The sequence below is a fragment of the Wenyingzhuangia marina genome, from assembly GCF_900130035.1.
In the GTDB taxonomy this organism is placed as follows: Bacteria; Bacteroidota; Bacteroidia; order Flavobacteriales; family Flavobacteriaceae; genus Wenyingzhuangia; species Wenyingzhuangia marina.
In genome coordinates, this window is sequence record NZ_FQXQ01000006.1 from 1 (window position 1) to 24,115 (window position 24,115).

At 31.2% G+C, this 24,115-nt stretch carries 21 protein-coding genes and 1 tRNA gene; 6 read left to right on the top strand and 16 right to left on the bottom strand.

Annotated elements, in window-relative coordinates; translation table 11 throughout:
* Positions 1 to 87: 87 nt before the first annotated feature.
* Positions 88 to 172 (bottom strand) — tRNA-Ser (locus BUB70_RS12275).
* Between the two features lie 208 nt (positions 173 to 380).
* On the opposite strand from BUB70_RS12275, the gene aroC reads away from it, so the two are divergent.
* Positions 381 to 1,442, top strand: coding sequence for a chorismate synthase (gene aroC, locus BUB70_RS12280; RefSeq protein WP_073122024.1), 1,062 nt, complete (start codon positions 381 to 383; stop codon positions 1,440 to 1,442).
* Between the two features lie 133 nt (positions 1,443 to 1,575).
* On the opposite strand, the gene murA is transcribed toward aroC, so the two are convergent.
* From murA to BUB70_RS12305, 5 genes are all read right to left on the bottom strand, one after another.
* Positions 1,576 to 2,883: a UDP-N-acetylglucosamine 1-carboxyvinyltransferase gene (murA, locus tag BUB70_RS12285; RefSeq protein ID WP_073122026.1), complete on the bottom strand. Its 1,308-nt coding sequence runs from the start codon at positions 2,881 to 2,883 to the stop codon at positions 1,576 to 1,578.
* Between the two features lie 9 nt (positions 2,884 to 2,892).
* Positions 2,893 to 3,564 (bottom strand): DUF4290 domain-containing protein, encoded by a 672-nt coding sequence (locus BUB70_RS12290; protein ID WP_073122028.1) that lies wholly within the window; start codon positions 3,562 to 3,564, stop codon positions 2,893 to 2,895.
* 135 nt (positions 3,565 to 3,699) lie between these two features.
* Positions 3,700 to 6,045, bottom strand: coding sequence for an ATP-dependent helicase (locus tag BUB70_RS12295; RefSeq protein WP_073122030.1), 2,346 nt, complete (start codon positions 6,043 to 6,045; stop codon positions 3,700 to 3,702).
* A gap of 117 nt (positions 6,046 to 6,162) precedes the next feature.
* Complete coding sequence (locus BUB70_RS12300; RefSeq protein ID WP_073122032.1) at positions 6,163 to 6,369, bottom strand: helix-turn-helix domain-containing protein; 207 nt, start codon at positions 6,367 to 6,369, stop codon at positions 6,163 to 6,165.
* A gap of 2 nt (positions 6,370 to 6,371) precedes the next feature.
* A complete protein-coding gene (locus BUB70_RS12305) occupies positions 6,372 to 6,983 on the bottom strand; it encodes a DUF2975 domain-containing protein (RefSeq protein WP_073122034.1) in 612 nt (203 codons plus the stop codon).
* 228 nt (positions 6,984 to 7,211) lie between these two features.
* Here BUB70_RS12305 and BUB70_RS12310 point away from each other — a divergent pair, with 228 nt between their 5' ends.
* Positions 7,212 to 8,255 carry a WD40/YVTN/BNR-like repeat-containing protein gene (locus BUB70_RS12310; protein WP_073122036.1) on the top strand — a complete coding sequence of 348 codons (1,044 nt, stop codon included), beginning with the start codon at positions 7,212 to 7,214 and terminating at the stop codon, positions 8,253 to 8,255.
* A gap of 38 nt (positions 8,256 to 8,293) precedes the next feature.
* Positions 8,294 to 10,348, top strand: a complete 2,055-nt coding sequence (locus tag BUB70_RS12315) for a M13 family metallopeptidase (protein WP_073122038.1) — start codon at positions 8,294 to 8,296, stop codon at positions 10,346 to 10,348.
* A gap of 100 nt (positions 10,349 to 10,448) precedes the next feature.
* Here the strand turns inward: BUB70_RS12315 and folP are convergent, their stop codons facing one another.
* A complete protein-coding gene (gene folP, locus BUB70_RS12320) occupies positions 10,449 to 11,222 on the bottom strand; it encodes a dihydropteroate synthase (RefSeq protein WP_073122040.1) in 774 nt (257 codons plus the stop codon).
* Positions 11,223 to 11,376: 154 nt separating this feature from the next.
* Here folP and BUB70_RS12325 point away from each other — a divergent pair, with 154 nt between their 5' ends.
* Positions 11,377 to 11,913 carry a DUF1599 domain-containing protein gene (locus tag BUB70_RS12325; protein WP_073122042.1) on the top strand — a complete coding sequence of 179 codons (537 nt, stop codon included), beginning with the start codon at positions 11,377 to 11,379 and terminating at the stop codon, positions 11,911 to 11,913.
* 4 nt (positions 11,914 to 11,917) lie between these two features.
* The gene (locus BUB70_RS12330; RefSeq protein WP_073122044.1) at positions 11,918 to 12,880 is read left to right on the top strand and encodes a BT_3928 family protein; all 963 of its coding nucleotides are present in this window, start codon (positions 11,918 to 11,920) and stop codon (positions 12,878 to 12,880) included.
* 81 nt (positions 12,881 to 12,961) lie between these two features.
* Here the strand turns inward: BUB70_RS12330 and BUB70_RS12335 are convergent, their stop codons facing one another.
* The 9 genes from BUB70_RS12335 to BUB70_RS12375 all read right to left on the bottom strand — a co-directional run bounded on the left by BUB70_RS12335 (position 12,962) and on the right by BUB70_RS12375 (position 22,415).
* Complete coding sequence (locus tag BUB70_RS12335) at positions 12,962 to 13,276, bottom strand: hypothetical protein (RefSeq protein WP_073122047.1); 315 nt, start codon at positions 13,274 to 13,276, stop codon at positions 12,962 to 12,964.
* A gap of 78 nt (positions 13,277 to 13,354) precedes the next feature.
* Positions 13,355 to 14,128 carry a rhamnogalacturonan acetylesterase gene (locus BUB70_RS12340; RefSeq protein WP_084730279.1) on the bottom strand — a complete coding sequence of 258 codons (774 nt, stop codon included), beginning with the start codon at positions 14,126 to 14,128 and terminating at the stop codon, positions 13,355 to 13,357.
* Positions 14,115 to 14,972 (bottom strand): pectinesterase family protein, encoded by an 858-nt coding sequence (locus BUB70_RS14275; protein ID WP_308691632.1) that lies wholly within the window; start codon positions 14,970 to 14,972, stop codon positions 14,115 to 14,117. Before BUB70_RS14275 ends, BUB70_RS12340 begins: the two co-directional genes overlap by 14 nt.
* Positions 14,973 to 15,031: 59 nt before the next feature.
* The gene (pelA, locus tag BUB70_RS14280; protein ID WP_073122049.1) at positions 15,032 to 16,135 is read right to left on the bottom strand and encodes a pectate lyase; all 1,104 of its coding nucleotides are present in this window, start codon (positions 16,133 to 16,135) and stop codon (positions 15,032 to 15,034) included.
* A gap of 34 nt (positions 16,136 to 16,169) precedes the next feature.
* On the bottom strand, positions 16,170 to 17,627 hold the full coding sequence (locus BUB70_RS12355; RefSeq protein WP_073122051.1) for a right-handed parallel beta-helix repeat-containing protein: 1,458 nt from the start codon (positions 17,625 to 17,627) through the stop codon (positions 16,170 to 16,172).
* Between the two features lie 42 nt (positions 17,628 to 17,669).
* A complete protein-coding gene (locus tag BUB70_RS12360) occupies positions 17,670 to 18,902 on the bottom strand; it encodes a glycoside hydrolase family 88/105 protein (RefSeq protein ID WP_073122053.1) in 1,233 nt (410 codons plus the stop codon).
* Positions 18,903 to 18,922: 20 nt separating this feature from the next.
* Positions 18,923 to 19,915, bottom strand: coding sequence for a DUF4861 family protein (locus tag BUB70_RS12365; RefSeq protein WP_073122055.1), 993 nt, complete (start codon positions 19,913 to 19,915; stop codon positions 18,923 to 18,925).
* An 8-nt stretch (positions 19,916 to 19,923) separates the two neighbouring features.
* The gene (locus tag BUB70_RS12370) at positions 19,924 to 20,808 is read right to left on the bottom strand and encodes an alpha/beta hydrolase (protein WP_073122057.1); all 885 of its coding nucleotides are present in this window, start codon (positions 20,806 to 20,808) and stop codon (positions 19,924 to 19,926) included.
* A 161-nt stretch (positions 20,809 to 20,969) separates the two neighbouring features.
* A complete protein-coding gene (locus BUB70_RS12375) occupies positions 20,970 to 22,415 on the bottom strand; it encodes a glycoside hydrolase family 28 protein (RefSeq protein WP_073122059.1) in 1,446 nt (481 codons plus the stop codon).
* Between the two features lie 289 nt (positions 22,416 to 22,704).
* Here BUB70_RS12375 and BUB70_RS12380 point away from each other — a divergent pair, with 289 nt between their 5' ends.
* The gene (locus tag BUB70_RS12380) at positions 22,705 to 23,724 is read left to right on the top strand and encodes a LacI family DNA-binding transcriptional regulator (protein ID WP_073122061.1); all 1,020 of its coding nucleotides are present in this window, start codon (positions 22,705 to 22,707) and stop codon (positions 23,722 to 23,724) included.
* The last annotated feature ends 391 nt before the right edge of the window (positions 23,725 to 24,115 follow it).

Below are 24,115 nucleotides of genomic sequence, written 5' to 3' on the forward strand. Positions count from 1 at the left end.
TTTGGTTTTCATTCAAATCAACACAAATAAAAAAACCTTATAAACATAGCGTTTATAAGGTTTTGGGCACTTTTGTGATAAAAGTTGCGGAGAAAGAGGGATTCGAACCCCCGGACCTGTTACAGTCAACAGTTTTCAAGACTGCCGCATTCGACCACTCTGCCATTTCTCCTGAGCGTCTCACGATTTCTCGTTTGCGAGTGCAAATATAGGATTAATCTACATTATCACAAAAAAATAATAAAGTTTTTTTCATCAGCAAATCACTTCTTTTATTAAGATACTCATTTCCAGTAATTAATTTAATTAAATAACTTATTTCAATTTATTTAAAGAACAATCTTTCAAATTTCCGTAAATTCGCACAAACTTATTTTTGTATGGCAAATAAATTTGGAAAGCTATTTACCATCACCACTTTTGGTGAATCTCATGGACCTGCAATCGGAGGGGTTATTGACGGATGTCCTGCTGGGATTGAATTAGATCTTGAAGCAATTCAAAAAGAACTTGATCGAAGAAAACCTGGACAATCTAAAATTGTAACTCAACGTAAAGAACCAGATACTGTTGAATTTATGGCGGGGATTTTTGAAGGAAAAACCACAGGAGCTTCTATTGGCTTTAGAATTGTAAATACCAATCAAAAATCAAAAGATTATTCACATATTAAAGATCAATATCGTCCATCACACGCTGATTATACTTATAGTCAAAAATATGGACATAGAGATTATAAAGGTGGTGGAAGAACCTCTGCTAGAGAAACTGCCAATTGGGTAGTTGGTGGAGCAGTTGCCAAACAAGCTATCCCTGAAATTAAAATCAATGCTTTTACTTCTTCAGTAGGAAATATACATTTGGACACTCCTTACCAAGAGTTAGATTTTTCTTTAATAGAAAGTAACATCGCTCGTTGTCCAGATGCTAAAAAAGCAGAGGAAATGATTGATTATATAGGTGAAATTAAAAAACAAGGAGATACTGTTGGTGGTGTGGTTACTTGTGTCATTCAAAATGTACCAGTAGGATTAGGTGAACCTATTTTTGATAAATTACATGCACAATTAGGAAAAGCCATGTTATCAATCAATGCTGTAAAAGGTTTTGAGTTTGGTAGTGGTTTTGAAGGTGCAGCGATGACAGGTAGCCAACATAACGATATTTTTAATGCTGATGGTTCTACCAAAACAAACTACTCTGGAGGAATTCAAGGTGGAATTAGCAACGGAATGGACATTTACTTTAAAGTAGCTTTTAAACCAGTTGCCACTGTAATTCAAAAACAAGAAACTATTGATAAGGATGGGAATATTGTAAAAATGATGGGAAAAGGTCGTCATGATCCTTGTGTGGTTCCTAGAGCCATTCCTATTGTAGAAGCTTTAGCTGCCATGGTTATTGTTGATAATATCATGTTAGACAAAGCAAGAAGAATATAATTACTAGTTATTGGTTTTCAGGCAACATGCCATAATTCAATACTTCTCAATAAAAACAAAAAAATCGAAACATTTAAATGTTTCGATTTTTTTATTGGGTCAATACCAAAAACCATGAACAACGAACTAACAACTAATCAATTCTTTCAATTTTAGCTCCAACTGCTTGTAGTCTTTCAACAATATTTTGGTAACCTCTGTCTATTTGTTCTACATTATGGATGATACTTGTTCCTTTTGCAGATAATGCTGCAATCAATAAACTAATTCCCGCTCTAATATCAGGAGAAGTCATGGTAGTAGCTTTTAAACTATGCTTGTGATTCATTCCTACAACATTGGCTCTGTGTGGATCACAAAGAATTACCTTAGCTCCCATGTCAATCAATTTATCAACAAAGAACAAACGGCTTTCAAACATTTTTTGATGAATTAACACCGTTCCTTTTGCTTGTGTCGCAATGACCAATACAATACTCAGTAAATCTGGAGTGAATCCAGGCCAAGGAGCATCAGAAACGGTTAACATAGATCCGTCTATATAACTTTCTATTTCATAAGAATCTTGCTGAGGAATGTAGATATCATCTCCTTTTTGCTCTAATTTGATTCCTAACTTTCTAAAGACACGAGGAATTTGCCCTAAGTTTTCCCAAGAAACATTCTTAATGGTCAGTTCAGATTTGGTCATAGCTGCCATTCCAATCCAAGAACCAATCTCAATCATATCAGGTAATACTCTATGATCGGTTCCTCCTAATTTTTCAACTCCTTCAATAGTTAACAAGTTAGAACCAACTCCAGAAATTTTAGCTCCCATTCGGTTTAACATATTACACAACTGTTGCAAATAAGGCTCACAAGCAGCATTGTAAATAGTTGTAATTCCTTCGGCCAAAACAGCTGCCATTACAATGTTTGCTGTTCCAGTTACAGAAGCTTCATCTAACAACATATGAGCTCCTTGTAAACGAGAAGATTCTACTCCGTAAAAATGTTCTTCTTTATTATATCTAAACTTAGCTCCAAGGTTGATAAATCCTTCAAAGTGTGTATCTAATCTTCTACGTCCAATTTTGTCTCCTCCTGGTTTAGGAATGTATCCTTTTCCAAAACGAGCTAACATAGGTCCTACCAACATAATAGATCCACGAAGTTTTTTACCATCTTCTTTAAAAGCTGCAGAACTTAAATAATCAATATTTACCTCATCAGCTTGAAATTCATAAGTATGCTCATCTAATTGATTCACTTTTACTCCTAAATCTCTTAAAATATCAATTAGTTTATTAACATCAATAATATTGGGAATGTTCTCTATCTTAATTTTTTCTGGGGTAAGTAAAACAGCACACAAAATCTGTAATACTTCGTTTTTTGCACCTTGTGGGGTAATTTCACCTCTTAGCTGGTGCCCTCCTTCTACTTTAAATGTTGCCATGTAGTAAAATTATTTGCGGTTTTTATGATTGTTGTTATTGTGTTTTCTACCGTTATTTCGGTTATTATTCGATGTTTTTCCTTGCTGAATATTCATTCTCCCTGAATTACTCTTACGCAATAAAGTAGCGCTTTGAGCCAACTCCTCTTCAGAGCCTCTTAAATCTATTTTTCCTTTAGATAGTTCATTTAAATGGCTGTAGATTACAGCATCTTCAACTGTGTCTTTGTTCCAATTTAAATAACACTTTTTCATATGGTTGGCGATATTTAAAATTAGAGCTTCTCTTAATTCTCCTTCATCCCAACTTAAAGCCACATCAATCATAGTCTGAATATTGTTTCCATAAAAACGATACTTAGTTGCTGACTTAGGATAATTTAATCGTTCAGGCTTTGCATTAACCTCTTCAACAGTCAACTTTTCATATGGAGGATCTACCTCTAATTGAAATTGCGACATGATGAATAACTGATCCCATAATTTGTGCTTAAAATCTGGCACATCTCTTAAGTGGGGTTGTAAATTCCCCATGACATCTATAATGGCATAAGCCATTTTTTCTCTTTCTTCTTTATCTTCTAGTGCTACACAATGATCTACTAACTTTTGTACGTGTCTTCCATATTCTGGAATAATCAAAGTGCTTCTTTCAGAATTGTATTCTAAATCAAAACCCATAGTTTTATTTAAGTATTTACTTGTTGTTTTTTGTGAATTCAGATGAATAGACCATTACAACAATTGGTCTTACAATAAACAATTATTTCCTTTAAAAGGAAAATATATTCACAGTTAGTTTTATTTAATAAAGTTTTAAGAGTCTATAATGTTCAACTTGGCAAATTGAAGCAATATCTTTTTGGTTCCAACATTTTCAAACTTTACCTCAGCTTTAACATTTACGCCAGCACCTTCTACACTAATTACTTGTCCCACTCCGAATTTAGCATGACTTACTTTATTTCCTGCTGCTAACTTTTGAGCAGGTTTATTTGTGTTCATTTTTTGTGCCAATTGTGGTGTTACCTTTCTTAAATTTTGAGGTTGTTTAAACGGTGTTTTCTTTTCTGGTGTTTCTTTATTTCTAACCGAACGTGTTACTGGTTTTCTAAAACGAATTTTATCTCTAGGAATGTCATCATCATCAAACAAACCACTATCTACAAAACGATTGGCTACGACTTTATTGCGTTGCGGAGCCAAATGTTCTATATAACGTTCGTCTATTTCTTCTAAAAATCTACTTGGTTCACAATCTATTAATTTTCCCCATCGGTAACGCGTGTGGGCAAAACTTAAATAACATTGTGTTTCTGCTCTAGTTAAAGCCACATAAAACAAACGTCTTTCTTCTTCTAACTCACTACGAGTATTCACACTCATGGCCGATGGAAATAAAGTTTCTTCCATCCCCACAATATACACATAAGGAAATTCCAATCCTTTTGCCAAGTGAATGGTCATTAAAGAAACCATAGGTGTATCATCTTCATCTTTATTATCAAAAGTAGAAGCCAAAGCAACATCTTCTAAAAAGGCTGTTAAACTACTATCTAAATCTTGTTCTTTTCTTTCTTCAATAAAATCTTTCATTCCGTTCAGTAATTCCTGAACGTTTTCTACCCTACTTACTGCTTCTGGAGTTCCATCAACTTGTAAATCTTTAATTAAACCTACTCTTTTTACCACCTCATCAGCTACTTCAAAAGCATTATTTGCTTGGGCAGATATTTGTAAACTCTGAATTAAAGTTGAAAAATTATTCAACTTGGTTTTGGTAAGGCCTTGAATTTTAATATCGGTACTTTCTATGTCTGATATAATTTCAAATAACGATTTATTATAATGATTAGCCGCTACCGATAATTTATCCATAGTCGTTTCTCCAATTCCTCTTGCCGGATAATTGATGATTCTTTTTAACGCTTCCTCATCATTTGGATTGATTAACACACGCAAATAAGCCAGTAAATCTTTGATTTCTTTACGTTGATAAAAAGACAATCCTCCAAATATTTTATACTTGATTCCTTTTTTACGTAAGGCATCTTCCATAGCACGAGATTGTGCATTGGTTCTGTAAAGAATTGCAAAATCATCATAAGTTTTTTGAAGATTCATGGCATTTTCAAAAATAGAATTGGCCACCCAACGTCCTTCCTCACCATCAGAAAGGGTTCTCATTATTTTTATTTTACCACCTTCATCATTGGCTGTAAAAATAGTCTTATCTAAACGTGTTTTATTTTTCTCAATCAAACTATTGGCAGCTTCTACAATATTACTAGTAGAACGATAATTTTGCTCTAGCTTAAATGTTTTTACATCAGGATAATCTTTTTGAAAATTTAAAATATTATTGATATTGGCTCCACGGAAGGCGTAAATAGATTGCGAATCATCTCCTACCACACAAATATTCTGAAAACGATCGGCCAAAGCACGAACAATTAAATATTGTGAATGGTTGGTATCTTGGTACTCATCTACCATCACATATCTAAATCTATCTTGGTATTTTGATAAAACATCTGGAAAGCGAACCAACAACTCATTGGTACGCAACAATAAATCATCAAAATCCATGGCACCTGCCTTAAAACATCTATCTACATATTCTTTGTAAATAGCCCCCATTTGTGGTCTCATAGCCATGGTATCGGCTTCAATCAACTCGGGATTATTTCTATAGGCTTTTACGGTGATTAAATTATTTTTAAACTGAGAAATTCTACTTAAAATAGCTTTAGATTTATACTGATCTTTACTCAATCCCATTTCTTTAATAATGGAATTCATCAAACGAACGGTGTCCTGAGAATCGTAAATGGTAAAACTTGACGGGTACCCCAATTTATCTGCTTCAGAACGTAAAATTCTAGCAAATACGGAGTGAAAAGTTCCCATCCAAAGATTTTTAGCTTCGCTTTGACCAACCACAGCAGCAATACGCTCTTTCATTTCACGAGCAGCCTTATTGGTAAAGGTTAAAGATAGTATCTGAAAAGAATCTACTCCATTTTTTAACAAATGGGCAATTCTATAAGTTAATACTCTTGTTTTTCCAGATCCTGCACCGGCAATAATAATCATTGGCCCTTCCATTTGCTCAACGGCTGCACGCTGTGGAGGGTTTAATCCTTCTAAATAATCTGACACTTGGCTATTCTTTTTTAAGTAGGCTAAAAATAAGAATTATTTAGGGAATGATGAGTGCTATCTTTTTGTTTTCTAACGTTAAGATTAAACGATGTAGATAGACTGCATTAAAGAAAATCAATCTTTCCCATATTCCAAGATATCTGCGGGTTGGCAATCTAGAGCTTCACAAATAGCTTCCAAAGTAGAAAAACGAATGGCTTTGGCTTTGTTATTTTTTAAAATGGATAAGTTTGCCAAGGTAATTCCTACTTTTTCTGCAAGTTCAGACAAAGACATTTTCCTCTTTGCCATCATTACATCTAAGTTTACAATAATTGCCATCGTTATACAGTTAGTTTATTTTCTTCCTCTAAATTATTTCCTTCTTTAAAAATCTCAGCCATAATATATGCCAGTAAAGATAGAATTAAAAGATTTGGGGTAATGTTAATTCCATTAATTCCACCTCTTTGAAATACATGATAATAAAAGGATGTTAATACACAAATAATTAACAAATACTTACCTATTCTTCTAAATGACAATACATTATTTTCTTGAAATGTTTTTACTTCCTTAACAGATTCCATCACTTTTTGAAATTCACCGAAACATAAAAAACCAAGAAATAATACGACAGAGTATTTAATAAAACTAACATATAGAGAAGTTTTCTTTAACTGGTCTAATGTAAACACTTCAGAATCTTTTTGCTCACCTTCATATTTATAAGTTCTACGTGTATTTATATGTATCCCATTAGAAACCTTATATGAAGTTACAAAGGAATTATTCTTAAAATCCAACTTATTACTTAAATCTATTTTATTGTAATATGATGGGTTTATTTGCAAATGCACAAAGAAACCTGTAAAAATCAAAAAAGTCAAAACATATAACACACGAATAAATTTACAAATAACAATAGCAATACTAAGGAGGGTGTTCTTTTTCATAACAATTTATTTTTTTTATTAGTACAGCAAATATACTAACAAAAAACTATTAAACAACAAATATTTATTGTATTTCAATAAAAATAAAATCCTTATCAATAAATATAGAAAGATTCAGTTAACTATCACATAAAACATCAAAACAAACATATCGCAGCATAGCAACAAAGTTTTTACCCTATCTATAAAAAACACTATTAGTATATTTGGCCATAAATTAACCTTCCCATGAAACATGTTTTATTTGTAACCATTTCTGTTTTACTATTTTCCTGCAACCCTAAAAATCAAGAAAAAATTATAAATTTTAATAAAGTAGAAGTCGAAAACATTTTACAAGATTCTTTATTAAGCATTAGAGCTATTGAAATATTAAACAACAAAAATGTAGCTTTTGCTGCCAATAATAGTGCTTATGGATTTTACAACCCTAAAACAAAGATGTGGGATATAGCTATTCAAAAATACAATTCACTAAATCTACATTTTAGAGCCATCGCTCATACAAATAAAGATTTTTTTATGATTACCATTGAAAACCCTGCTTTGTTGTTTAAGTCTACAGACACCGAAAACATGGAATTAGTGTACAAAGAAGAAAGCAATGGTGTTTTTTATGATGCTATGACTTTTTGGAATGACAACGAAGGGATTGCGGTTGGAGATAGTATGAATGGGTGCTTATCTATTATTATTACTAGGGATGGTGGACAAACATGGAAAAAAATAGCTTGTGAAAATTTACCTAAATCAGAAACCAACGAAAATGCTTTTGCTGCCAGCAACACCAATATTAAAACCATCGGAAATAAAACATGGATTGCTACTTCAAGCGGTAATGTATATTATTCAAAGAACAAAGGGGTTTCTTGGCAAGTTGTAAAAACCCCCATCATTCAAAATAAAGAAACAGAAGGCATTTATAGCATTGATTTTTATGATGAAAATAACGGATTTGCTATTGGTGGAGATTACACTAAACCAAAAGAAAACAATTCTAACAAAATAAAAACAACAGATGGAGGAAAAACATGGAATTTAGTAGCTAAAAATGAAACTCCCAATTTTAGAAGTTGCGTACAATACATACCAAACAAAAAAGGAAAAGAATTGGTTGCTATTGGTTTTAACGGAATTGATTTTAGCAATAATGCTGGGGAATCTTGGAAACACATAAGTGATGAAAGTTTTTATACCATTCGTTTTTTAAATGATAGCACAGCCTATGCTTCAGGAGCAGGAAGAATTTCAAAACTTACTTTTAAAGAATAAAAAAACTATCAATATATTTATCATAAAACAACCTATCTATGAAATATAAAGTAAAACTACTAAGTCTTGTTACCGTTGCTCTAAGTATCTCCTGTAAACAAAAACAATCTTTAGAAAAACAATACGCTGATATTAATTTAATTTATGTTGATTCTACCATAAGTCCCAACCAAAATTTTTTCCGATTTGTAAATGGAAAATGGCTAGACAGTGTTACCATTCCCGATGATAAAACAGTTTGGGGAGGATTTAACGAATTAGGAGAACAGACTGACAAAAATGTACTATCAGTCATTAAAAAAGCTATTGATTTAGACACCTTAAATCCAACTTCTGATGAAGCAAAAGCCATTAATCTATATAAAACAATTATAGATATAGACGCTAGAAACAAGTTAGACATTAAACCTATTACAGATAACATTAAAAGAACTTATGACATTAAAGATTTAAAAAGTTTGCAAAACTATATTTCCGAATCACAAGTAAAAGGTTCTTCTAATTTTTTTTCTATTTATGTGGATGCTGATGCAAAAGACAGTAACAAAAACGTGCTATATGTTAGTCCTGGACAATTAGGATTGCCAGATAGAGACTATTATATTTCTGAAGAAAAAGATTCTAAATACAAAAAAGCTAAATACGAAACTCATATTGCTAAAATGCTTCAATTTTTAGATATTAAAGATCATGATGCCAAAATAATGGCTACAAATATCGTGGCATTAGAAACTGAAATGGCCGCTGCAAGATTAGACAAAGTAGCTCGCAGAGATCCTAAAAAGACTTATAATCCTATGAGTGTTGCCGATCTTCAAAAATTATCTCCATCAATTAATTGGAGTGAACATTTTAAAAAAGTTGGTATTCCAAAATTAGATTCAGTTGTTGTTTCAGACGTTCAGTACTTAAAAGATTTAACTACCATTTTAAATAAGAACCAAATTGATAGCTGGAAAGCTTATTCACAATGGCTTATCTTAAGAAATGCTGCCTCGAAATTGTCTGAAAAAATTGAGAAAGAAAACTGGAATTTTTATAGCAAAACACTTAACGGAGCTGTAAAACAAGAGCCTAAAGAAAAAACAGCTGTAAGAGTAATTAATAACGCTATAGGAGAAGCTCTAGGTAAACTTTATGTGAAAGAATATTTTCCGCCAGCAGCAAAAAAGATTACCGAAGAAATGATTCAAACATTAATTGAAGCATACAAGGTTAGAATTGATGCTTTAACTTGGATGGATGATACTACCAAAGAGAAAGCAAAAGAAAAGTTAGAAAAAGTAACAATTAAAGTAGGATATCCTAATAAATGGAAGGACTATGGCCAAGTGGAAGTTAAATCACCAGAACAAGAAGGAGATTTTTATACCAATATTCAAAATATTACAGAGTGGAATTTCAAAGAAGACTTATTAAAATTAAACAAGCCTGTTGATAAAAGTACCTGGTACATGGCTCCACAAGTAGTAAACGCTTATTATAACCCACCATATAACGAAATTGTGTTCCCAGCAGCAATTTTACAACCTCCTTTCTTTGATTTTAATGCAGATCCGGCTATTAATTATGGAGGAATTGGAGCTGTTATAGGCCATGAAATTTCTCACGGATTTGATGACAGCGGTGCTGATTTTGATGCCGATGGAAACTTGGTCAATTGGTGGACAGACAATGATTTAGAACAATTTAATGCTTTAGGTGATAAATTAGCGGAACAGTATAGTGCTATTGAAGTTTTACCTGGAACTTTTATCAACGGTAAATTTACTTTGGGAGAAAACATCGGTGACTTAGGCGGCATAAATGCAGCTTTTGATGCTCTGCAAATTCACTTACAAAAACACGGAGCACTAGGTAAAATTGATGGATACACTCAAAATCAGCGTTTTTTCATGAGTTGGTCAAATGTTTGGAGAACTAAAATGAGAGATGATGCTTTAAAAACGAGAGTAAAAACAGATCCACATTCACCTGGAATGTATAGAGCTACTCAACCTCTTTTAAATATTGATGCATTTTACACTGCTTTTAATATTACAGAAAAAGATAGTATGTATTTACCTATAGATAAGAGAGTAAAAATTTGGTAATAATTAATTATTTATTATAACAAAAAAGCGAGAATATCTATATAAACATCCTCGCTTTTTTTATAAATATTCTATAGTTTCCTATTTCTCTAATTCAAAACTAGTTATTCATCAACCCAAAAATCTTCACAGTTTCTACCGCTTCTTTTACATCGTGAACTCTTAAAATTTGTGTTCCTTTTTGCAAGGCAATAGTATTCACAATGGTCGTTGCATTCAAAGCTTCTTGTGGCGTAATATCCAAAGGTTTGTATAACATAGATTTTCTTGAAACTCCTGTTAACACAGGCAATTCCATTTGTTGAAAATAATCTAAGTTTTTTAGCAGTTCATAATTATGGACTACTGACTTTCCAAAGCCAAAACCTACATCTAAAATCACATCATGAACGTGTAAAGCATTTAATTTTTCTACTTTTTTAGACAATTCATAAAAAACTTCAGTTACAATATTATCATAAGCGGGAGCTTCTTGCATATTTTGAGGATTTCCTTGCATATGCATTACAATATAAGGCACTTGTAAACTAGCAACTACATCAAACATTTTATCATCTAAATCTCCTCCTGAAATATCATTAATCAATGCTGCTCCAGCTTCTATACATTTTTGGGCTACTTTACTACGAAATGTATCTATAGAAATTAAAATAGTTGGAAAATGGCTAACCAATAATTTTACCACAGGTACAATACGATTGATTTCTTCTTCTTCAGAAATATGTTTGGCTCCAGGTCTTGAAGAATAAGCACCCACATCAATAAAAGTAGCGCCATCTATCAACATTTTTTCTACTTGTAATAAGATGGCTTTTTCATCTTTATATTTCCCTCCATCAAAAAAAGAATCTGGGGTAATATTTAAAATCCCCATGACCTTAGGCGTAGATAAATCGATTAGATTTCCCTTACAATTGATGCTAGTTTTGATTTTCAAAATACTTTTATGTTTATATAATCGTTAAGATTCGTAATTGTTTATTAAATTCGTTTTCGATATCGAAAATACTGAAAAAAAAATACCCACAATGTCTAACACAGCCAAAGAATACGATAAAATAATAGTAACCTGCCAAAGTTTATTCACAAAAAAAATGAGTGATTACGGGAGTGCATGGCGAATTTTAAGATTACCGAGCTTAACAGATCAAATTTTTATCAAAGCGCAACGCATTAGACAACTACAAGAGAACGAAATCAGAAAGGTTGATGAAGGAGAAGTTTCTGAATTTATTGGAATTATTAACTACTGTGTAATGGCTTTAATTCAGATAGAAAAAGGCATTGCAGACCAACCAGATATTAACACCAAAGAAGCGGTTGAATTATACGAGAGACATATTAAAATCACCAAAGAATTAATGATGAATAAAAATCATGATTATGGGGAAGCATGGAGAGATATGCGTGTAAGTTCTTTAACTGATTTGATTTTACAAAAATTATTACGTGTTAAACAAATAGAAAACAACAAAGGAAAAACATTGGTTTCCGAAGGAATTGATGCCAATTACCAAGACATGATTAATTATGCTGTTTTTGCTTTAATTCACTTAACTTTATAATGCTATGAAATACATCACACACCTTTTTAGACTTTTTACAGGAGCCCTGTTTATTTTTTCAGGTTTTGTAAAATTGGTAGATCCTTTAGGTTCTGCTTATAAATTTGAAGAGTATTTTGGTGCAGATGTATTAAACTTAGAGTTTTTAATTCCCTTTGCCTTGCCTTTTGCCATTATACTTATTATTGTAGAATTGGTATTAGGAGTTGCCTTACTTATTGGTTACAAAACCAAAATAACACTATGGAGTTTGTTAGCAATTACCACTTTATTTTTATTCTTAACATGGTATTCCGCTTTTTATGATAAAGTTACCGATTGTGGTTGTTTTGGTGATGCTGTAAAACTAACTCCTTGGGAAACATTTTATAAAAATGTGGTGTTTATTGTTTTGATTCTTTGGATGTTATTTACTAAAAAACACATCAAACCTTTGTTTGGTAAGAACATCAATCAGTGGTTGGTTTTTCTATCTGTTTTTTCTTCTTTATATGTAGTTTATCACGTATTGACTTATTTACCGCTTATTGATTTTAGACCTTATGCGATTGGGAAAAACATCAAAGAAGGAATGCAATATAATAAAGACGGTGACATTCCTCCTGTACATGATTTTTATTTAGAATCGGATACTGAGGAGTTATCCGAAACCATTTTAAATGCTCCAAAAGCACTTTTAATAGTAACCAATAATTTAGAACAAACTGATAAAGAATCTTGGAAAAGCATTATTGAATTGGCTAATAAAGCCAAAGAAAAAGGATATTTGGTTTATGGAATTTCTAGTAGCAGTTCTGTTTTAATAAAAGAAACCGTTAACACCTACAAACTTCCTTTTGAAATTTTATTCTGTGATGGGACTACTTTAAAAACCATGGTAAGAGCTAATCCTGGAATTTTGGTTTTGAAAAACGCTACTGTTACCGCTAAGGAAAGCTGGAAAAATAGTGATAAAATAAAACTTTAAACATATTTTAAATTACATTCAATAAAAAAGCCTTTCATAATATACTCTGAAAGGCTTTTTTATTGAATGAATAGAATTCTATTATTGCACCACAACTTTTACAGCGGCTATATTTTTATCCTTAGATATTTTAACAATATAGATTCCAGCCTTTAAATCTCTGTTTTTTACATCTTGTCCTGTAAGATCATATACCGCTTCTAAATGTGCACCTTCAACCTTAATCACTCCATTCTCTACGGCTATTTTTACCCCTGGTATTTTATTTAGCAACTGATTTTCTATAGTGTTAACCTGTATTTCTTTTATATTATTCGGTTGTATGTAAGAAATTGATTTTGCATTTGCGAATGCTATTGAAAAAATAAAAGCAGCAATAAGTGTATTTTTTTTCATGTATCTAATTTTAAAAGTTATTACATTGTTAAAACTAATACAGTTTAGCTAGCAATTTCCCTACCATAAATTATATTTTTATTTTAAATAAGATATTAATGGATGATCTTTATACTTTAAATCTTCTATAAATAATTTAGAAACTTCTGTAGCACCTAATTTTGACAAATGTGTATCATCAGATTTCCCATTTGGATAATAATCTATCTCTCCTGGCTCAAAATGTAGGTGTAATTTTTCCGAACCTTCTACTCCGTAAGATTCTTCTAAAACCTCTGTTAAATACTGTAAATCTACCAAAGGAACATTGTACTCTTGAGCAACTAAACGCACTACTAAAGGATAATTTCCATGAGTATCAATCAACGTTCCATACTCATTAAAATTTCTTCTTACAATAGAAGTTAACAAAATAGGATTTGCTCCTTTTTTTCTAGTTTCTTCTACAAACTTAATCAAGTTGTGTCTATATCCTGTATAAGGATTTGTATAACGATCTGGAGATTTAAACTTTTGATCATTGTGCCCAAATTCAATCAATACATAATCTCCTTTCTTTAATTTTTCATAAACTTTACTCCACCTTTTTTCACCAATAAAACTACGTGAACTTCTTCCATTTACGGCATGGTTTTCAATCGTTACATTTTCATTAAAAAAATCGGGTAATACTTGCATCCAACCATGTTCGGGGTTGATTTCTGGGTTCTTTTTATCAGCCATAGTAGAGTCTCCAATTCCATAAATTGTAATATGTGAGGTTCCTTTACTTTCTAATTTATTTCCCTCTGATTCTTTACAAGATTGCAAAACAATAAAAAATACTATCAAACAAATTTTATAAACTTTCATACCATTTATGATTTATAGATTTTTTATGCTCTCCTAAAATATTTTCTCTGCTATATTTTTTAGCTGCTGATTTTTTTAATTGATGAGACCAGTTAACTCTTTTATCTGTATTAGACCCTTCTCCAAAATTTTTATATTCACCATAAAACGTAGTTTCTTCAGCCTCTTTTTTAGACCAATTATGCCACCCTTCAGGTAAAATATGCTTACCCAATTCACAATTGATAAAAATGGTTTTAGCATAAATTCTCCATGGTCTACCTAAATACATCTTTGTAACCTCTTTGGCTGCAGTTAATTTACAATTCTTAAACACAAAACCATAATTGGCATCTTGTGTAGTAGAAGCAGCTGTTATATAAGAATTTTTTTTGCTGTATATTTCACAATTTTCAAAAAGAGCAGTAGCTTCTCCAAAAATATAATCTGTAGTCCCCTCTATATAACAATCTTTATAATATTGTTTTCCTTCTCCAGAAGCATATAAAGTATCTTGATTCCCTAATAGTTTGCAATTAATAATAGCTACTCTATCAGACACCACAGACAACGCAATAGCTTGCCCTACATTTCCTGATGAATTTTCTACTGTAATATTTTTCATCACAAAATCATTGGCTTCAACCAACATTGTCCAAGTAAAAAAAGTGCTATTTCTACCTAGATCTATCTTTCCAAAAAAATCATTGTAAGTAATAATTGTTTTATCCTTACTCTCTCCTATTATAGTGATTTTTGTATTCCATTCATGGACTTTTATCTTTTCATGATACACTCCATTTTTAACAAAAATGTTTACTCTTTTATAAGGAAAAGATTTTGAATGATTAATGGCTTCTTGAATGCTTGTATAATTTCCGCTACCATTTTTAGCTACTACAACATTATACTCATCAGTTGGTTTTAGTCTTTTTTTTTTACGTTATACTTGGCACTCCATCTATCATACTTTTTTATCACCTCTTTTGGCTCATTTACATACCAAGCATATCCATTTCTACGCTCTTCTCCAATTTCTGAAATATCGTATTTTTTAATTCCATCTCTATCACAAAAGAAGGGTCTATTATTATCTAATTCCATGAAACGAGCCCAGATAGGCTTTGCATCAGGATCTTTTACCATTGTTTTTTTACTAACCTTACCTTTATCATTATACTCTCTATCTTCTCTTAATCCAGTAATCATCACTTTTTTAAACCAAGTATGAGCAGCATTTATCGCGCTTATAACTTCTTTTGATGGATTTTCTATAGACATTAACAACAATACAATTTTAGCAGATTCTGCTCCACTCAATGATGGTAATTCATAAGCTCTTGCTTTTGCTGGTTTAAAAGTATTTTCATCATGTTGTGCACACCATGCTGTTAATACTCCATTTTGCTTGTATTGAGTTTTTATAATACAATCCACTCCTTTATCAAACGCAACTTTAATTTTTTCTATAGTTTCTTGATCTGGTTTAATTGCATACACTCCAGAATTATCTCTAAGTTCTTTTAACAATTCCATAATATTAACCATTGAATTGTCATTATAAGTAATGTGCGTATAATATCCTTTTTTTACAGGATAAAACTGAGGCCACCCTCCATTATCATATTGTGCTTTTAACAAATAATCTACTCCTTTTAAAAAGGCTTTTTTATAAACTTCATTTTGAGTTTGACGATATATTTTAGACAAAAACACCATTTCTTGAATAGTAGCTCCATTGTCTGTTGTAGCTCCTTTACCAATATTTTTTAAAGATTGTAACTCTTGTTTTTTTTCTCTTGAAAGAGGCTTTTGCATCTGAATGTTTTTAGGCCATCCACCAACTTCTCTTTGATAAAGTAGTACATTTTCTGCAACCGCTATGGCTTCATCAGAACCAAACCACTCTCCATCCTCCATTCTTGTAATATTTTTCCAAGACTTTTTTAAAACTTGTGCAGAGGTTAACGTAGACACAAATAATGAAAGACAAAAAGTAATAATTGATAATTGTTTAAAATGTTTCATATTGTATGTTTTATTAAATAATAAACGTGGTATTCTACAACTCAAAAGCTCCTAAATCTGGTGCTGTTCCATTAAAAGGTAAACCTACATCAACTCCTGCATTTATTAAATCACTTCCAGTATTTAAATGAAAAAATGTAACATCGGGTAGGCTACCATCAGCCTTTCTTTCATTCAATAACTGACTATAGTCTATACTTACAAAATCATCTTGACTAGTTGTAATTCCATTCTGCCAACTGTTATTAGTTTCTTCAACACTGGTAGCTCTAATAGTTCCATAATCCCCTAAATAATTACAATTTTTAATGATTAATTTTTCTAGTGGATTGGTATTGCTAAACGAAAAATTTCTTCCATTATCATACGCCGAGCAGTTATATATTGTAACAATCCCTCTATTACTATTATGATCAAAACCATCGGCAGTATTTCCTACAGCAATACAATTTGTATATTTTGCATTATGTTTTAAGTCTTTACCATCACTTCCTCCAGTTTTAAAACCATTTCCATCACCTATACCTTTTTGTCCCAACTTATTGTAACCATTTTTTATAGCCCAACAATTTTCATAGGTTGTTAAAATATTATCCGAACCTCTTAAATAACCATCCCAACCATCATCTAAATTTTGCCAAGCTCTACAACCTATAAATTTATTCCCAGTTCCTGCTGTTAGTTTACAAGCAAAACCATCAGCATTTTCATTAGTAGAATCCGCATTATAATAAGAATCACAGTTTAAAATAGTATTATTTGCTGCTCCATTATCTATTTGTAAACCTGTATCAGAACACTCAGAAAAAGAACAAAACTCTATAAGATTATTATTTCCTCTTACCTGTAATCCATTATCACCTGCTTTAAAAACATCAATTCCTTTAAAATGCCAATAATCTGCATTTAATATAATTCCTTGATTTGATGAATTTTCTGACATCGAAGAAAAATCTAATTTTACTCTTCCTGTTCCTTCTTTTGCAATCAATTTTATCTTGTTATTCTCGGTTCCAGATACTGTTAATGTAATTCTAGAGTTCATTACATAAGTACCTCCTTTTACTAAAATTGTTTCTCCTGCTTTTACTGATGATAGTGCACTTTTTAATTGTGTAACATTTTCAATTAAATTTTCTTCTGGATTAAAACTAGATATTACAATCTCTTTGATTCCTTTTACAATTCCTTTATCTAAAGCGGTTGCTGTTACTGTAACGGTTCCATTTTTTTTTGCCGTGATTAAACCTTCTGAGGAAATATTAGCTATTGAAGCATCCGAGAGACTCCAAGAAATCGATTTATTTGTAGCATTTTCAGGAATTACAACTGCATTCATTTGACTAGTTGTACCTTCAGTAATATCAGCCCCTGTGATGTTAACAGTCGTTACAAATACCTCAACCTCTTTAGTATCCTCCCCAACACTATCTTTTGAACATGCAAATACAAAAAGAAGTAATAGTAAGTAATTTAATTTAATAATTTTCATGAGTATCTACCTATTTTTTAAAATTCTTCTAAGCTTATTTTTTTACTTGTTTAACTCTAAAGCAGCTAAAATAAAAGGACCTGTTGCTTTTGGATCATTGTCTTTTTTACGTTCGTTTACGTAATATTCAAAAGATCCATCTCTATAAGGATTTCCTCCTAAACCAGCCACCGCACAAGCTTGAGTAATTACCACTTCTCCTTCCTCGTTAACTTTTACCAAATCTCTTGTCATTCCGTCAAAAGCTTTTAACGCAACTTCTTTATATTTTTCTGGTAAATATCCTTTGTTCACTCCTTTTGCCAAAGAATATGCAAACATTGCAGTTCCAGAAGCTTCTAGATAATTTCCTTCTTTATCTCCCATATCAGTAACCTGATACCACAATCCAGACGTATCTTGTTGTTTTACCAACGCTTCTGCCAATTGATTTAAATATCCAACCAATTCTTTTTGCTTTGGATGATCTTTAGGGAAATAATCCAAAACATCTACCAAAGCCATTGCGTACCACCCTAAAGAACGAGACCAAAAATTAGGAGATGTTCCAGTTTTTTTATCTGCCCAATCCATTTTTTTACTAGCATCCCAACCATGATATAACAAACCTGTTTTTTTATCTCGAGCGTGTTGTTGAATTAATTCAAACTGCTTGGCTACATCATTTAATTTTTCTCCATTTTCAAATTTGGTAGTGTAATGCGCATAAAAAGGCTCTCCCATATATAAGCCATCTAACCACATTTGATTTGGATATATTTGTTTATGCCAAAATCCTCCCTGTGGGGTTCTTGGTTGTTCTGCCAGTTGTTTTCTAATTAATTGTAGTACTTTTAAATACTTTTCATCTTTAGTTCTGTCGTACAAATTAAACAGGATGTTTCCTGCCACAACCATGTCAATATTATACTTTTCAAATTTATATGTTGGCACTGTACCATCTTCTTCAATAGTAGCATCCGCATATCCTTTTATATAATTGTAATATTTTTCATCGTTGGTTTTTTCGTATAATTTTTCAATTGAAAAAAGTACCAATCCGTGAACATAATCCCATTTTGGTGTATCTCTATCATCTATTTGAAAAGATTCTGGATGACGCTTCATTAAAGTTAAAGCTAGTCTTTCTGACCATTTTAAACTAGCCGGAATAGCCATTTCTTTAACAACTTCTGTTTTTTCTTCTTTTTTCTTTTCTGATTTACAACTGCTAACTGTACCTAAAACGATTAATAATCCTGCAGATGCTTTTGCGATGGTTTTTAATTTATTCATGTTTGTCTATTGTTGTTATTTTAGTTTAATACGTTATTGGTATTTAAAAGTTCCAATTGATTGTCTAAATACTTTAAAAATTCTTCTTGAGTTTTAATTCCGTCTTTTTCTTGTTCCCAAGCTCCTAAAAAATAGAATGTAACGGGGTTTGTTGTTGGCTTAAATTTTAATAAATAATCAAATTCACCTTCTTTAACCTCTGCTGTAGCCTTTTCATAAAAAATAGCCATTCCTAAATTATCTGGCACTAAAGTTTGCACTCCATAAGTAGCAATATATCCCCATTTGTCGTTTTCACTATCTTTTTCAAAATAATTAACTCCATGATTGATAATTCCTGTACAAACTCCTTCTAAAGCTGTTGAAGTTTGAATGGTATGTTTGGTGTATCTTTTATCTGGATAAATTTCTAATTCAGATGTCAAATCTACTTTTTCACCGGCTGTTTTCCATCCGTAATAATTCACTAATACAGATGAACTTTTTTCAGTGTTTTTTACAGAAGCAAAAGTTGAATCTACTTCTCTAAAGTGAAACATTTTATGATCAACTTCTCTTCCTATAGATCCAATTCCTAACCCTTTTCCTACTTTTAAAATATCTGTTCCCCAAGATTGTTTTTCATGGTAAGAATCAAAACCATCTAATCCCACTTTTGACAATACCAAACTATCTGTTGTTTTCCCAAAAATATCAATGGCATTTCTCCAATCTAAATACAATCTATATCCAACTTTATTACTCTCCCAACCTGGACCTTCATATCTAATATACCATGAATGATCTGTATGTTCTTTTGGTACCTTTAACGAGGTTACATTTTTAAAATGCCCATCAATATATTCTTTATGTCCTCTTGGTCCATCTACCCATTCTCCTCCTTCTGCAATTGAAATTTCTGCATATGTTTTTATAGAAGTATCTTTTTTATCTTCTGTTGATTTTTTCTCTTTACAAGCAATAATTAACGTTGCTAAAAAAGCAAAACCAAGAGCTATTTTTATTCTTTTCATTTTTATTTTTATTTAAAAGTTCTATCTAAAAATTTAATAACATAGTCTATTGTTTTATCAAACCAAGGATGCAACAACCAAAATGGATGAGGAGAATTTGGAATATTTTTAACTTCACTATAAATTCTATGCTCGTCTAGTATTTTAATCATATCGTCTCTACCTGCATGAAATCTTGTGTACTGACTATTAATAAATAATATAGGTGGTGTGTTTTTATCTGTTTGATATAAAGCTGAAGCTTCATTCCATATTTTAGGTATTTCTTCATAAGTTCCTCCTAACCACCAGATAGCCATATCACCTTCCTTTGATTCTGGATGTTTAAAAGCCAAAATACCATCAATATCAATAATAGCTTGCACTGATGCTGAAGGCATTCCTTTTTTTATTGTTTCTAATTTCTGATGCCCATTTGTTGTTCCAACCAGTGCTGCCATTTGTCCCCCTGAAGAACATCCTAAAACCGCTACTTTAGTAGTATCTATATGGTATTTTTTTGCATTTGATTTTAGAAATTGAATGGCATTTTTAACATCAATAATTCCTGATGGATAAGTAGCTTCATCAGACAAGCGATATTCAACCGTAAAACAAGTATATCCTTTTGAGGCTATTTTAGCTGCCATAGGCTGCATATGCTCTTTACTTCCAGACTTCCATCCTCCTCCGTGCAGTAATATTACCGCTGGATTTAATTTTGACATATTATAAAAAGCATCTAAATGTAAATTTCTATTTTCTAAACCTTTATAAACAATGTTTTTTTTTACCAGCACATTCTTGTATTCCTTAAGCTTTACTAGAGTTATTTTAGGATATTTTTTTTTCTCTTTTATAAAAGTACTGTAGACTGTATAAGCAGTATCTTTTTTTATTTCTTGACCCAGCATAGATTCCGTAAAAAATATGTTTAGAAGACAAAAGAAAAAAAGAAAAGATTTTAAAAAAAACATCATCAATTATTGAGTTTATTTAAAAAGTAGGCCTGTAAATAACCAGACCTACTTTTATTACTAACTTGAACTATAGAAACTAGAAACAATTTTTAATATTATTCAAGGTTCTTCATTAAAGAACCATTTATGTACGTATTTATATATTTTAAATTTGCTACATTCTCTAAAGAACTTATTTTATCTACCTTTTTAATATTTACATTTTTAAGCGTAATATTTTTAACTGGAGATTGCTCATATCCTTTTGCTAAAACCCCATACTTCCCTCCGTCTTCTACTTCTATATCTTCTAACAAAACATTCCTAATAACTGGCATAAAATCACCTTTTTGATCACCATAAATAGCATAATGCATATTTAATTTTAACACTGCTTCTCTTACCTGACCTACTTGAATTTTTCTTACATAGACTCCATCTACAACACCACCTCTTCTTGTATTTGTTTTAATTCTAATGGCTCTATCTAAATTAGGACTGTTCATTTCACAGTTCTCCACATAAACATTGCGAACTCCTGCAGACATCTCACTACCAATTACAACTCCTCCATGTCCATCTATCATTTTACAATTTTGAACAACAATGTTTTCACTTTTAATTCCTACTCTTCGTCCATCAGCATCTCTACCTGCTTTTATAGCAATACAATCATCTCCTGTATTAAAAACACAATTTTTAATGATTACATTCTTAGAGTACTCAGGATCACAACCATCGTTGTTAGGACCATGGCTGTTTACTGTAACTCCATCAACAATAACATTTGTACATCTAGTTGGATGTATTACCCAAAAAGGTGCATTTATTATTTTTACTCCTTGAATCATAACTGTTTCACAATTAAAAGGCTCAAAAAAAGTTGGTCTTAAATAATGTCCATCTCCAAAAATTCTTTCCGTTACTGGAACTCCTCTATCAGACAAATCCATTAACATAGGAATTCCTAAACTATCTTTTTGTCTCGGTTTTCCTTCTTCCCATCCATACTTTTTACTACCACACCAAGACCACCAATATTCATTACTTCCTTGTCCGTTTAAAACACCTTTACCTGTAACAGCAATATTCTTCTTATCCTTTGCATAAATCAAAGGAGAGTAATTCATAATTTCAACTCCCTCGTAAGAAGTCATCACTATTGGATAATCTTTTACATCTGTACTAAAAAGAATTTCCGTTCCTTCTTCTAAATGTAAATTCACATTATTTTCTAAATGAATAGGCCCTGTTAAATATTTTCCTTTAGGAACTAAAACAACCCCTCCTCCGTTGTCTGAACAAGTATTAATTGCTTTTTTAAAAGCCTCAGTGTTTTTAGTAGTTCCATCAGGAACCGCTCCAAACTCAACAACATTATATGTTTTATCTAAAAAAACAGGCTCTTTAACATTTTTAATAACTTCTGCCATTTTATCCCAAGGAGTATGTCCTTTTTCTTTCTTCTTTGAAACATTTACACAAGACAACGCAGAAAGCAATAATACGACCAACAACAATCCTTTTTTTCTAAAAAAACCCAAAATTAGTACTCTTTTCATATCGATAGATAAAACATAATTATAATTAGATCACTACAACACTTTGTGCAATCGATTACAATAATATGAAATATAGTTAAGAAGAACAAGTACATCAATAATAATATTTAGCTTTCTGTTATTATCCCTCAATAAAACAATCTATATTTTATTAAAAACACATTACAACAAAAAAATATTCTATATTTTTAGCAACAAGCATTCCTTTATTGACAAACAATAATTTTTGTTTATTTCTTTAAGCAACAAGCGTATATTTGCAATAACTTAAAAAAATTAAACCTCTAGAATGACAAAAAAAACAACAATATATGATATTGCTAAAAAACTCAATATCACAGCTGCTACAGTCTCTAGAGCTTTGAATAACAATCCTAAAATAAGCAAATCTACCAAAGAAATTGTTTTAAGAACCGCTGCTGAAATGAATTATGAGCAAAACAAACTTGCTCAAGCTTTAAAAAATGGAAAAAGTTTTAATGTTGGTGTTATTATTTCTCGTATTGACTCTAACTTTTTTGCCTCTATTATCAGAGGGATAGAAGAAGAACTATTCAATCATGGATATCATGTTATTATTTGTCAAACGAATAATAATGAAAACATGGAAGCAGAAAATATTAACACTTTATTAAACGCTCAAGTAGATGGAATTTTGATGTCTATTTCTAATATTGATATTGATAAAAATGATGCCTTTAAAAGAATCCTAAATAAAAAAATCCCTCTTTTATTTTTTGATAGAAAAAAATCTATTCCAGGAATTAGCTCAATTACTATAGATGATTTTTCTGCTGGATATAAAGCCACACAACATTTAATTGATGAAGGTTGTAAAAGAATATCTCATTTAACTGTTGATAGAAATTTTGAAATTTTTAGGGATCGTTTTTTAGGTTATCAAAAAGCATTAAGCGATAACAACATCTTGTTTGATGAAAGCCTAGTTATTGAAACTAAAAGTAATATTGAAGCAGGTAAAGATGCTGCTAAAAAATTATTAAAATTAAAAAATCCGCCAGATGCTATTTTTTCTTCAAGTGATTTTAGTGCCTTAGGAGCCATACAGGAAATAAAAGCTCAAGGAATTAGAATTCCACAAGACATCTGTGTTGTTGGATTTAGTAATGAACCTTTTACAAAGTTTATGGAGCTTTCTATTAGTTCTATAGATCAATCTCCTATTGAAATGGGTAAAACAACAGCACGTGTATTTATTGAACAAGTAAAAAACAAGGAAAAATATATTGAACAAAAGGTGGTTCTAGATCCTACGCTTATTGTTAGAAAATCTTCCTCAAGAAAATAAGATATACCCTATTTTGGATATAGTATAAAGTAAATTATCTTCTTTTATCAACCCATAACTAATACATCTTATTTATTACAAAAATTAATAAGAAAAACTCATTTACTAAAACGTATGTTCTTAAATCAGCTATTATAAAACATTCACATAGACCTACTTTTAAACTTTAATTGCTCAATTACTCTTTGTAATATTTTTATACATCAAAAACGGTATACTTATTTATAAAAATCTTAAAAAAGCATCTTTGTCAATTCAACAATAATTTTAACAATATGATGATAGTTTTCATCATAAATCACGACAATATCAATAAATAACACACAATATTTAATAATTAATTGATTTAACCCTCATTGTTAACAGATTTACCCCCTATGTGATAAAAATA